Consider the following 11,208-nt stretch of genomic DNA (forward strand, 5'->3'; position numbering starts at 1 on the left):
AGCTTTGCGTACCGTCACTTATTGCACTGAAAACGAGGAGACCCCAACTGGGAGAGGGTCGTGGTCATGTGGGGAACAGTTCTTGGGTCAGGACGTGGACAGGTTATTCAGCGCCGTGAAGCGGCCGGCATGGAAAACGAGCGGCGCACCGCCCGTGTTCGCGATGCGCTGGACGCGGCCGAACAGTAGCAGGTGGTCGCCCGCGTCGCTTTGCTGGTCGTTGGTGCACACCAGCGTGGCCACGGCGCCGGCGATCGCGGGAATGCCCTCCGGGGTTTCCTGGATCGGCGCGCCCTCGAACTTGTCGGCGATGGTGGGGTTGGCGAAGCGCCTGGCGAGATCCTCCTGCTCGCACGACAGGACGTTGACGGTGAAGTGGGAGCAATCCCGGAACACCGCCAGGTTGGGCGAGCGGTTCACCAGGCTCCAGAGCACCAGCGGCGGGTCCAGAGACAGCGAGGCAAAGGAGTTGATCGTCAGGCCCACCGAACGCCCGTCGGGCGTGCGGGTGGTGACGATGGCCACGCCGGTCGGATAGGTGCCGAGCACGCCTCGCAGGGTCTTGGGTTGCAGGTCGGTGCTGCCCCATTCCAGCGGCGGCGGTGCGTCGTCGCAGGGTCGGGCTTTTTCCGCGGAAGGGTGCTCGGGGGCGCGATCCGGCGATCGTGCGGCGATGAACGCTTCGCAGGCCTGGGCGTCGGACCACCAGGGGAAGAGGCTGGGCGGGTGGTCGAAGCCGTTGGCGATGGCGCTGGCCAGCGCGGGCGCGCGGCTGGCCGCCTGCATCAGCTTCAGCCGGTGCGCAGGCGGCTCGGCCAGCATCGAGTTGGTCCAGTTCACCACCAGGCGGCCATAGGTCCAGAAGCGCTCGAAAGTCTCGTGCATCCATTCCCCCGAGAACGGCAGGGCGCCCCGCTCGATGATGGCGTCGAGATAGACCTTGCAGGCTTTCGCGGCGTTGTTCGACCCCTGGCCCGTGATCGGGTCGTTGGTGACCACCGCGTCGCCGAGGCCGAGCACGAGCCGGCCGGAAGGCAGCGTCATGACCGGCTTGCGCACCGTGGGCGCAAAGCCGCCGGCGAGNGGCGTCCGTCAGGTCAACCTGCCGGCAGCGATCAGCCTCCCAGGGCAGAAAGTTCTTGAGGATGTTCAGGCTCTGGGCGAGGTGCTCCTTCGGCGAGGCGATGTTGCGCCAGCAGTCCATCGGGCCGCCGGGCAGGCCTTCGAACACCATGATGTCGCACGGCCCGGTCGTCGTCAGCCCCGGGAAGACGAAGTACTCGCCGACCCCCGGGATCACGTTGAACGACACGCGCGAGTGGTCGGGCGTTCCTCGCATCCCCGACACGTAGGTCAGTGCCAGAGCCCGCTGAGGCCGGTCGAAAGGCGAGCGCTCTGCGTCGCGCTCGAACAGCTTGACCACCTCGCCTTTGCCTGCGGCCAGCACGACCAGATCGTGCGTGGCGGCCAGCAGTTCCAGCTCCGCGACGCCGCTGTCCTGGATCAGCAACCGGCCGCCCCGTGCCTCGAACAGCTCCATCCATGCCGGGATCTTGATGCGCTGGTCCACAGCCTGCGCGGGCAGGTCCAGCCGTGCGCTCCAGTCCACCAGCTTGCTGCTGCCCTTCGGATCTGCGATTGCCAGGCCGATGCCCTGCACAGGCGGGCACTGCTCTTCCCATTGATTGAGGCCCAGATCCCGTTCGACCTGCAGAGCGGTGTCGAACATGCACTGGCTGGAAAGCACTTTGCCCTCGCGGATTTCCTCCGGGGACCGGTTGGTGACGACGGTGACGCGGTAGCCCTTGGCCAGAAGGCCAAGCGCCAGGGGAAGGCCGGCCTGTCCTCCGCCGACGATTGCGATGTGACGCATGGAAATGATCTCAGAATTGATGCGGGAGGGCAGTCCGGCGCGCAGCTAAGCAAGTGCGTGAACTACTCGGCGAGGCGGGGGATCGCCGGAACGGCCTGCTCTGGCCCCATGGCGGAGTAGCCGCCATCGACGGCGTAGTCGGCACCGGTGACGAAGCTCGCGTTGTCAGAAAGGAGGAAGGCGACCACCTGGGCCACTTCCACGGGGTCGCCCACGCGACCGAGCAGGTGGTACGCCGCCGCAACCCGATCGGTTTTGGCGCGGTCGCCGCCCGTCAGCTCGTTCATCACGCGCGACCAGGTCCAGCCCGGGGAAACGGAGTTGACCCGGATGCGGTCGGCCGCGAAGTCCATCGCCATGTTGCGCGTCAGTTGCAGCACCGCGGCCTTGGAGACGGGATAGAGCCAGCGCCCTGTCTGGGCAATCTTGGAGGAGATGCTGGTGAAGTTGACGATGGCGCCGCCGCCGGCCTGGGCCAGGTGCGGCCGGACGGCACGCGCTGCCATCGCCGCGCTGACCACGTTGACGTTCAGTGCTGTGAGCCAATCTGAGCGGCCTGAAACCGCGCCGTCGTCGAGGTAAGTGCATGCGAGATTGACTAGGTGGTCGACGCGGCCGAAATGCTGTGCGACTTCGGCCACGCAGCGTTCGAGCTGCCCGTCGTCGGTCAGATCGACCGGCCAGAAGCGAGCCGAATCCCCTGCCTTCGCGACCGCGCGAGCGCCGCCTTCCGCGTCGATGTCGAAGACGCAAACCTTGACGCCATACGCGCTGAGCACATCGACGACCGCCGCGCCAATGATGGTGGCTCCTCCCGTAACGATGGCGACTTTGCCTTCCAGGCCTTTCATGGCAAACCCCTCATGCAAGTTGATGTCGATCGGACAGCAGGCCGGTCACGATCACGTGGACGCGGCAACCCCTCGGAGAGGCCACGCGCCAGCCGTTCCATGCGCGCGCTGCCAGCCGTCAGACCGGGCGCATAAAGGGCCGCAATTCACCCTGTGTTGATGCTCGCGTAGCTCGGCTGGGGTAGCTATCCGCTTCCTGCAGTGCCTATCCGCAAAGTGCTTCTTCTTGCGCTCGATGCGTGTGTATTGCCGGTGGCCCTGTGGCGGAGCGTGGGTCGTCCCGGCAGCAGCGGCGCACGAGCAAGTGCGGCGCGCGCTCCTGCGGCCGGCAACCTCTCCTAGCGGCCCGCTGGGCCTGCAGATCGAGACGTCCCTGGGGGGATCTTCGCAGCACCGGCGAACGCCGGCTCCTTGCTGCGGCGCACCATTCTCAATATTGCGAAACGAAATCGCGGCGGTGGTGTTTACGCATCATTTTTGATCTATGACAATAAAAAAAGACGGTGAATTTGAAGGGTTTTCCCCTAGATCATCAAGTATCGCCGACTAATATAATTAGCCGCAAATAACCTAGGAGACGCGATGAGCGGGAAATTCATTGAAAAGCACGGCATCTGGTCGGATACCCAGAAAGCCGCAGCAGCAGACGTCCTGAATAAAATTGAGAAAGCGGGGCTGCAGATGGTTCGGTTGTCTTGGCCGGATCAGTACGGACTGCTGCGCGGAAAAATGCTGTCGGTCGCCGCGCTCAAGTCGGCATTCGCCAGCGGCTCGGAGATCACGATGGCGCCGTTCTTCTTCGATACCGCCAGCGCCATCGTTTTCAACCCTTTCTCCGCAGACGGCGGCCTCGGCAGCGCCGAACTGGCCGGCAGCCCCAATGTCGTGATGGTTCCGGACCCCACCACGTTTCGCATCCTGCCCTGGGCGGACCGCACCGGCTGGATGCTGGCCGACCTTTACATGACCAGTGGGCGCCCGTTCGCGTTGAGTCCGCGCGCCATCCTGAAAAAGGCGCTGGCCGAGATGCAGGACCTGGGCTACGACTACCAGGCCGGCCTCGAGGTCGAGTGGTATCTGACGCGCATCGTCGATCCCTGCCTGGAGCCCGAAACCCTTGGCGGCCCCGGAACGCCTGCGGCGCCTCCCAAGGTGATGCCGGTGGCCAAAGGGTATTCGTACCTGCTGGAGAACCACCTGGACGAGGTCGAGCCCATCATGGCCGAGGTGCGCCAGCACCTGTTGGCCCTGGGGATGCCCCTGCGCAGCATCGAGGACGAGTGGGCGCCGAGCCAGATGGAGACCACCTTCGACGTGATGCCCGGCCTGGACGTCGCGGACACGATGGTGCTGTTCCGCAACGCGGTCAAGCAGGTCTGCCGTCGGCGAGGCTATCTCGCGAGCTTCATGTGCAAGCCCGCCATCCAAGGCTTTTTAGCCTCCGGCTGGCACCTCCACCAGTCACTCACGGCGCGGGACTCGGGCGCCAACGCCTTCATTCCGCAGCCGGGCGAGGCGCTCTCGGCGCTGGGGCGCTCCTACGTCGGCGGGCTGCTCGAGCATGCCTGCGCAGCGTCGAGCTTCACCACGCCGACGATCAACGGCTACCGCCGTCGCCGCCCGTATTCGCTGGCGCCAGATCGCGTGACCTGGGCCAAGGACAACCGCGCCGCGATGGCGCGTGTCATCTCCGCACCCGGCGACCCGGCCAGCCGGGTGGAGAACCGGATCGGCGAGCCGGCGGCCAACCCCTATCTCTACCTGGCTTCCCAGGTGTTTTCCGGGATCGACGGCATCCGCCGCCAACTCGATCCGGGGCCGCTGCAGGAAACACCCTATGCGGCGGACGTCACCATCCTGCCTCATAACCTGTCCGAGGCGCTGGAGGTTCTGGAAACCTCGAAATTCTTCCGTGAGGCATTCGGCGAGGAATTCATCCGTTATTGGATGCATTTGCGGCGCAGCGAATGGAAAAGGTTTGTTGACGCCGAAGGGCAGGTTGATTTCTCGGGTGATCCGGTTACCAACTGGGAGCATCGTGAATATTTCGAGCTTTTCTGATGACTGTCATGAAGAAGTACGCAGTTATATGGTGCTCGGATGCATCGGGCGACTTGGAGTTGCAGGAAAAAATGATCTCGGCCTTTGGCCGGGAAAATGAAGAATGGGAGATTTTCTGATGACTGCCATGAAGAAGTACGCAGTTATATGGTGCTCGGATGCATCGGGTGACTTGGAGTTGCAGGAAAAAATGATCTCGGCCTTTGGCCGGGAAAATGAAGAATGGGAGATTATCCAGCCTGTTGAAAATGATTTTCTCGAGAAGGCATTCGATTATTCAGGGCATGTCATCAGCGGCAGTCCCAAGTCGGTGATCGATGACGCGCGGACGCCCCTGGTGAGCAACCTGCTGGCGTTCCTGCGAGGTGCGGCGCAGCGTGGCGAGGGGCCGGTGGTCGGGCTTTGCTTCGGCGCCCAGGCCATCGCGGCCGCATTGGGCGGGCAGGTCGGGAGAAATCCGTCCGGTCGCTTCAAGCTGGGTGCGGACCGGCTGGAATGGAGCAACGAGGCCCAGGTGCTGTTTGGCCCTCAGGTCGGCGCAGGCCCCACCGTGCTGGTGCAAAGCCACGGCGAATGCGTGACCACCCTGCCGCCGGGCGGCGTTCAGCTGGCGTCCTCGCAGACGATCCCGCACGAAGTTTTCCTGGTGAATGGGCAGTTCCTGGGTATCCAGGGGCACCCGGAAGTGGATCGGCAGTTCCTGCAGCAGAAGTTCATGGCCTACCACCGTGCGTTGTTCGACGACGACGAATGGGTCCGCGTGCAGCAGGAATCGCAGCAGGCCCTGTATCCCGAGCGCGTGATCGCGTTGGGGCGGCGCCTGCTCGACGCGGGGCGCCTTCCCGCGACACCGCAGGACATTTCGGCCTTGCCGGCCTAAGGCCATAGGCAATCGAAGAGGAACAAGGAAACCCCCATGACAAACACCGCCAAGATATCCGTCCTTCCACGGACGCCCGCCGCCCAGGGCGACTGGGATGATCTGGTCCAGGAAGATCGGGTGCATCGTCGCCTCTATACCGACGAAGCCATCTTCTCCCGCGAGATGAACAACATCTTCGCGGCCACTTGGGTCTATCTGGCCCACGAGAGCGAAATCCCCGAGCCCAACGATTTCAAGCAAGCCTGGATCGGTGTGCGCGAGGTCATCGTCGCGCGTGATGAAGAGGGCGTCATCCGCGTCTTTTCCAACCGCTGCTCGCACCGCGGCGCGAGCGTCTGCCGTGAACATCGGGGTAACGCCGCCGGCTTCACCTGCCCCTACCACGGCTGGCGTTTCGACAACCGAGGCCAGTTGTTCGGCATCCCGGGCAAGAACGCCTACGGTCCGACCTTCAAGTCCCGCGACATGCACCTGGCGCGGCCGGCGCAGGTGGATTCGTACAAGGGGTTCGTGTTTGCTACCCTGAACCCGGACGCACCGTCGCTCGCGGAGCACCTGGGCAATGCGGCGCCCTATCTTGACGCCTGGATCGACCACAACGGCGGACCGGAGAACTTGCGCCTGGCGGGTGCGCAGCGCTTTCGCCTGGCCTGCAACTGGAAGCTGGTGTGGGACAACGCCGGCGACGGCTACCACGTACCGTTCTCGCACCAGTCGCTGCTGGTGATGACCAACGAGCGCTACGGCGGCGGCGACATGGCCTACTTCGCCGATGCCGATCGCTCCAAGATGACCAACAGCGCGCTGGACAACGGCCACACCGTGATCGACCAGCGCCCGGAGATGCACGGCGAATCGGCCTGGCGCCTGCAGCGCCCGCAGCCCGGACGCGAGCCCTACGAGGATCACGTGGCGAGCATCTACGGGGACCAGGCGCAGCAGGTGCTCGACACCACCGTCGGCGCGGGGATGAACCTCAACATCTTTCCCAACCTGGCCTTGATCGGCAACCAGGTGCAGGTGATCCAGCCGCTGGCCGTCGCCTCCACGGGCGTGCACTGGTACGCGACGCAGCGCAAGGACGCCGATCCGGAGGTGAACACCATGCGCTTGCGCACCCAGGAGGATTTCCCGGTGATGGGCGAGATGGACGACGCCGCCAACTTCGAGGAGTGCCAGCGCGGGCTGTGCAACAGCCCCGAGGACGAGTGGGTCGACATGAGCCGGCACCACGAGTCCGGCAAAGACGTGCCGGTCGAGGACGGAATCATCCGCGGACCGGTGACCACCGACCTGCACATGCGCAACTACTACGCGCAGTGGAAGCGCCTGATGCAGGCAGAGCCAACGCTGCGCATGGACAAGGGGAGGCTGGCATGAGCACAGCGACGCAGCAACCCGCCGCTGGGCGGCAAGGGTACCGCCATCAACCGCCATCGCTGTATGTGGTCGCATCGTTCTACGACTGGCTGGTGGACGTCTCCGCCGACCTGGCCCGGGCGGTGGTGCGCGAGCCCGGCACCGTCGATGCGGCGCGTGAGCGCGACATCGTCCGAATGCTGACCGTGGAGGCGAGGCTGCTGGACCAGGGGGCGCTCACGCAGGACGCTTACGTCCAGTGGCTGGCACTGTTCGCCGAAGAATGCGCCTACTGGATTCCTGCTGTCTCGCCCGCTCCGGACCCGAGATGCAGCGTCACGCTGGAATTCCACGACAGGCGCCGCCTCCTGGACCGGGTGACGCGGCTGGGAACGGGGCTGGCCTTCTCGCAGTTCCCGACCTCTCGTACCGCTCGCCAGTTCAGCGGACTCGAGGTGTGGGCGAGCCCAGGGCGCTCGGACGAATGGCGTGCGCGCTACAGCTTCACGCTGGTCGAGTCGCGCGAGGGCCACGGTCGCGTGCTGGCGGGCTGGAATGGTTTCGTTCTGCGCGAGACGGAAGCTGGCCTGAGCATCGTGCTCAAGCAGGTCAATCTGATCGACAGCGACCGCCCCCAGGGCAACAACTCGTTCTTCCTCTGAAGGCGGCGTCAATGGCGAAGCGGGCGCAATCCCTCACCATCACCGACGTCACGGCCCAGGGGAGCGACGCCATCCTGCTCAGCCTGCGCGTGGACGATGAGCAGCAGCCGAAGTTCACGTTCCAGCCGGGCCAGTACCTGACGCTGGCGGTCGAAGTGCAGGGCGACGAGCACTGGCGCTGCTACTCGATCACCAGCGAGCCCGTGACAGGGCAGCCGATCAGCGTGCTGGTGCGCCGCGTTGCCGGCGGCCGCGTCTCGAACTGGCTGTGCGACAACGCCCGGCCGGGCCTGCAGTTGCAGGTTCTTCCCCCCGCCGGGCACTTCACCCTGGCGCGGCCCGGGCAGCCGGTGCTGCTGTACGCCGGCGGCAGCGGCATCGCACCGGTGTTCGCGCTGGCTCGCGAGGCGCTGGCGCGCGGTGCGGCGCGCGTGCGGCTCTTCTACGCCAACCGCGACCGGGCCACGGCCATGCTGTTGGCCGAGTTGCAGGCGTTGCAGGATGCCGCTGCGGGGCGCCTGGAGATCGTCCACTGGTATGACGCCGAGCAGGGCCTTCCTGCGCAGGCCGTTCTGGTGGCGCAGGCGCAGGGGCTGGACCAGGCCGACGCCTACATGTGCGGTCCGGAACCCTTCATGCACGCCGTGGGCGCCAGTCTCCAGGTCGCCGGGTTCGATGCCCAGCGTGTGCACCGGGAGGACTTCGGCGCCGCCGTGGAAGGTGCGAGCGAGGAAGCCGCAGGTGATGGCCCCGAGGCGCTGCTCACGGTCCTGATGAAAGGCCAGACCCACGCCGTGCCGGTGCGTGCCGGCGAACTTCTGCTGTCCGCCATGCTGCGCGCCGGACTGCCTGCGCCGCACGCCTGCCGCGTCGGCGAATGCGCCTCGTGCATGTGCCGCCTGCAGGCCGGCGAGGTGCAGCGCTTGGACAGTTCGGTGCTCGACGAGGACGACGTGGCCGCGGGCTGGTTGCTCGCTTGCCGCACCCGTGCCGCCAGCCCTGCGCTGCAGGTGCGATTTTCATGACGCTGGATGCTTGCAGGCAGCCACGAGCCACCCAAGGAGCACCATTCATAACCCGAGATGGTCCGACCACTCCCCAATGGGATTTGATCCGAGCATTCCTGGCGCTGGAACGGCATGGCAGCTACGAAGTGGCTGCGGAGCTGGAAGGCATCGACGACTCGACGCTGCGCCGCCGTATCCGGCTGCTCGAGCAACACTTCGGCCGCGCTCTGTTCGTGCGCGCAGAGGGCGGCTGGAGAGCCTCTGCCGACCTGAATGCGCTGATTTCCGCCGCGCAGCGCATGGAGGAGGCTGCCCGCAGCTTCTGCCAGGACCACCACGCAGGCGCCGGTGTCATCCGAATCAGCGTGATGGACGTCTTTGCGCAGCGTTTCGCCCCGGTGTTTGCCGCGCTCAGCGAGAAGTACCCGAAGCTGGTGTTCACCATCACCACCGAGGCGCATTTCGTCAATCTGGAACAGGACCAAGTGGACATCGCCGTGCGCTTGGCCAGACCGGAGCGCAACAGCAACGCCCTGCGCGTGCGCAAGCTCGGCGATGTTGCCGTCGGCGCCTATGCCAGCGATGCTTATCTGAAGCGCACTACTGAGCTGGCGCATGAGAAGCACCAACTGCTGGCGATGAACCTGCAGTTCTTCCACCAGGACCACCACTTCATCTATGCCTCCCTGGACTGGTCGCGCTTCGGGCTGTCCGGGCAGGTGCGACTTCAGTCCGACAGCTTCGCGCCGCTGGCGCAGCTGTGCGCACTTGGACAGGGATTGGCGCTGCTGCCGAAGTTTCTCGCGGCAGAGTATCCGCAGCTGGTTGCGCACCCGTCGAATGTCTTTGTCGACACGCAACTTTGGCTGGTCAGCCGCTTCGACATGCATGCGGCATGGCAGCGCGATCTGGCCGACATGCTGCAGGCGGAAATGGCGCGGTGGCCGCAATGAGTGCATCGCCAATGCAAGCGACCGCAGTTCTTGGGCCGAGCAGCGTTTGCGTGGTGCAGACGGGGGAGACCTACGCATGCTCCCCCGGAGAAAGCTTGCTGCGCGGCATGTTGCGCCTGGGCCGCAAGGGCATCCCGGTGGGTTGCGTCAACGGCGGCTGCGGGGTCTGCAAGGTCCGCATCGTCGAGGGACAGATCAAGGCCCTGGGGCCGATCAGCCGTGCACACGTGACGCTCGACGAAGAGAACCAGGGCTACACGCTGGCATGCCGCGTGGCGCCCCAGACGCCGGTGAACCTCGAAGTGGCCGGCAAGTTGAGCAAACCGTTTTCCAAGGGGCGCGCAGAGTCTGCGACTGCCAGCCCTTCGATTCAGCAGCAGTAACCAACCACCAGGAGACACAACATGGGTGTGATGCGCATCGGGCACGCGAGCCTGAAAGTGATGGACATGGACGCCGCCGTCCGGCACTACGAGAACGTGCTGGGCATGAAGACCACCATGAAGGACAAGGCGGGCAACGTCTACCTCAAGTGCTGGGACGAATGGGACAAGTACTCGGTCATCCTGACCCCGTCGGACCAGGCCGGCATGAACCACCTGGCCTACAAGGTCGAGAAGGAAGCCGACCTTGAAGCGCTGCAGCAGAAGATCGAGGCCTGGGGTGTGAAGACCACCATGCTCGACGAAGGCACCTTGCCCTCGACCGGCCGCATGCTGCAGTTCAAACTGCCCAGCGGGCACGAAATGCGCCTGTATGCCAGCAAGGAGTTTGTCGGCACCGACGTGGGCAACATCAATCCCGACCCCTGGCCCGACGGCCTCAAGGGCGCGGGCGCTCACTGGCTGGACCACTGCCTGCTGATGTGCGAGATGAATCCCGAGGCCGGCATCAACACCGTGGCCGACAACACCCGCTTCATGACCGAGGCGCTGGACTTCTTCCTGACCGAGCAGGTGCTGGTCGGACCCGAAGGCAACATGCAGGCGGCGACCTGGATGGCCCGCACCACCACGCCGCACGACATCGCCTTCGTCGGTGGGCCGCGCAGCGGCCTGCACCACATCGCCTTCTTCCTGGACTCGTGGCACGACGTGCTCAAGTCCGCCGACGTCATGGCCAAGAAGAAGGTCAAGATCGACGTGGCCCCTACGCGCCACGGCATCACGCGCGGCGAGACCATTTATTTCTTCGACCCCAGCGGCAACCGCAACGAGACCTTTGCGGGCCTGGGCTACCTGGCGCAGCCCGACCGCCCAGTGACCACCTGGAGCGAGGACAAGATGGGCAGAGGGATCTTCTATCACACGGGTGATCTGGTGCCGTCCTTCACGGACGTCTATACCTGATCGGGCGCGCATCCATGCACAAGGAACACAGCATGAAAAAACACAGGGTCATTGCCGCGCTTGCCCTGGCAGGCGGTCTGGCGGTCAGCAGCGCGCAGGCCGAGGGGCATTACGTACCGGGCGTGGAAGGGCTGCAGGCTGCCAGCGTGCCGCCGCCCGGCTTTTACTACCTGGGCTATCTCCTCAACTACGACATCGACGATTTCCGCG

At 65.1% G+C, this 11,208-nt stretch carries 10 protein-coding genes and 2 pseudogenes; 8 read left to right on the top strand and 4 right to left on the bottom strand.

The window, feature by feature from the left end; all coding sequences use genetic code 11:
• Positions 1-87 precede the first annotated feature (87 nt).
• The 4 genes and pseudogenes from OX89_RS18505 to OX89_RS05855 all read right to left on the bottom strand — a co-directional run bounded on the left by OX89_RS18505 (position 88) and on the right by OX89_RS05855 (position 2,724).
• Complete coding sequence (locus tag OX89_RS18505) at positions 88-594, bottom strand: flavin reductase family protein (RefSeq protein WP_047349931.1); 507 nt, start codon at positions 592-594, stop codon at positions 88-90.
• 75 nt (positions 595-669) lie between these two features.
• Positions 670-1,083 (bottom strand): annotated as a pseudogene (locus OX89_RS19020) (FAD-binding oxidoreductase); the annotation flags it as partial.
• A gap of 1 nt (position 1,084) precedes the next feature.
• Positions 1,085-1,873, bottom strand: a pseudogene (locus OX89_RS18090) (styrene monooxygenase/indole monooxygenase family protein); the annotation flags it as partial.
• Positions 1,874-1,935: 62 nt separating this feature from the next.
• A complete protein-coding gene (locus tag OX89_RS05855; RefSeq protein ID WP_047349923.1) occupies positions 1,936-2,724 on the bottom strand; it encodes an SDR family oxidoreductase in 789 nt (262 codons plus the stop codon).
• 582 nt (positions 2,725-3,306) lie between these two features.
• Here OX89_RS05855 and OX89_RS05860 point away from each other — a divergent pair.
• The 8 genes from OX89_RS05860 to OX89_RS05895 all read left to right on the top strand — a co-directional run bounded on the left by OX89_RS05860 (position 3,307) and on the right by OX89_RS05895 (position 10,998).
• On the top strand, positions 3,307-4,785 hold the full coding sequence (locus OX89_RS05860) for a glutamine synthetase family protein (RefSeq protein WP_047349924.1): 1,479 nt from the start codon (positions 3,307-3,309) through the stop codon (positions 4,783-4,785).
• A gap of 118 nt (positions 4,786-4,903) precedes the next feature.
• Positions 4,904-5,665, top strand: a complete 762-nt coding sequence (locus OX89_RS17810) for a type 1 glutamine amidotransferase (protein WP_199856219.1) — start codon at positions 4,904-4,906, stop codon at positions 5,663-5,665.
• 36 nt (positions 5,666-5,701) lie between these two features.
• Positions 5,702-7,048 (top strand): Rieske 2Fe-2S domain-containing protein, encoded by a 1,347-nt coding sequence (locus OX89_RS05870; RefSeq protein WP_047349925.1) that lies wholly within the window; start codon positions 5,702-5,704, stop codon positions 7,046-7,048.
• The gene (locus OX89_RS05875) at positions 7,045-7,689 is read left to right on the top strand and encodes an aromatic-ring-hydroxylating dioxygenase subunit beta (protein ID WP_084002020.1); all 645 of its coding nucleotides are present in this window, start codon (positions 7,045-7,047) and stop codon (positions 7,687-7,689) included. Before OX89_RS05870 ends, OX89_RS05875 begins: the two co-directional genes overlap by 4 nt.
• An 11-nt stretch (positions 7,690-7,700) precedes the next feature.
• The gene (locus OX89_RS05880; protein WP_047349926.1) at positions 7,701-8,714 is read left to right on the top strand and encodes a ferredoxin--NADP reductase; all 1,014 of its coding nucleotides are present in this window, start codon (positions 7,701-7,703) and stop codon (positions 8,712-8,714) included.
• Between the two features lie 83 nt (positions 8,715-8,797).
• A complete protein-coding gene (locus OX89_RS05885; protein ID WP_047349927.1) occupies positions 8,798-9,649 on the top strand; it encodes a LysR family transcriptional regulator in 852 nt (283 codons plus the stop codon).
• An 11-nt stretch (positions 9,650-9,660) separates the two neighbouring features.
• Positions 9,661-10,032 carry a 2Fe-2S iron-sulfur cluster binding domain-containing protein gene (locus tag OX89_RS05890; RefSeq protein WP_047349928.1) on the top strand — a complete coding sequence of 124 codons (372 nt, stop codon included), beginning with the start codon at positions 9,661-9,663 and terminating at the stop codon, positions 10,030-10,032.
• A 21-nt stretch (positions 10,033-10,053) separates the two neighbouring features.
• Positions 10,054-10,998 carry a catechol 2,3-dioxygenase gene (locus tag OX89_RS05895; protein WP_047349929.1) on the top strand — a complete coding sequence of 315 codons (945 nt, stop codon included), beginning with the start codon at positions 10,054-10,056 and terminating at the stop codon, positions 10,996-10,998.
• Positions 10,999-11,208 lie beyond the last annotated feature (210 nt).

The organism is Diaphorobacter sp. J5-51, assembly GCF_001023515.1.
In the GTDB taxonomy this organism is placed as follows: Bacteria; Pseudomonadota; Gammaproteobacteria; order Burkholderiales; family Burkholderiaceae_C; genus Diaphorobacter; species Diaphorobacter nitroreducens.

Coding starts and splice junctions, on each gene's coding strand:
- OX89_RS05860 (WP_047349924.1), top strand. CDS start 3,307: ATGAGCGGGAAATTCATTGAAAAGCACGGCATCTGGTCGGATACCCAG.
- OX89_RS05855 (WP_047349923.1), bottom strand. CDS start 2,724: ATGAAAGGCCTGGAAGGCAAAGTCGCCATCGTTACGGGAGGAGCCACC.
- OX89_RS17810 (WP_199856219.1), top strand. CDS start 4,904: ATGACTGCCATGAAGAAGTACGCAGTTATATGGTGCTCGGATGCATCG.
- OX89_RS05890 (WP_047349928.1), top strand. CDS start 9,661: ATGCAAGCGACCGCAGTTCTTGGGCCGAGCAGCGTTTGCGTGGTGCAG.
- OX89_RS05880 (WP_047349926.1), top strand. CDS start 7,701: ATGGCGAAGCGGGCGCAATCCCTCACCATCACCGACGTCACGGCCCAG.
- OX89_RS05870 (WP_047349925.1), top strand. CDS start 5,702: ATGACAAACACCGCCAAGATATCCGTCCTTCCACGGACGCCCGCCGCC.
- OX89_RS05895 (WP_047349929.1), top strand. CDS start 10,054: ATGGGTGTGATGCGCATCGGGCACGCGAGCCTGAAAGTGATGGACATG.
- OX89_RS05875 (WP_084002020.1), top strand. CDS start 7,045: ATGAGCACAGCGACGCAGCAACCCGCCGCTGGGCGGCAAGGGTACCGC.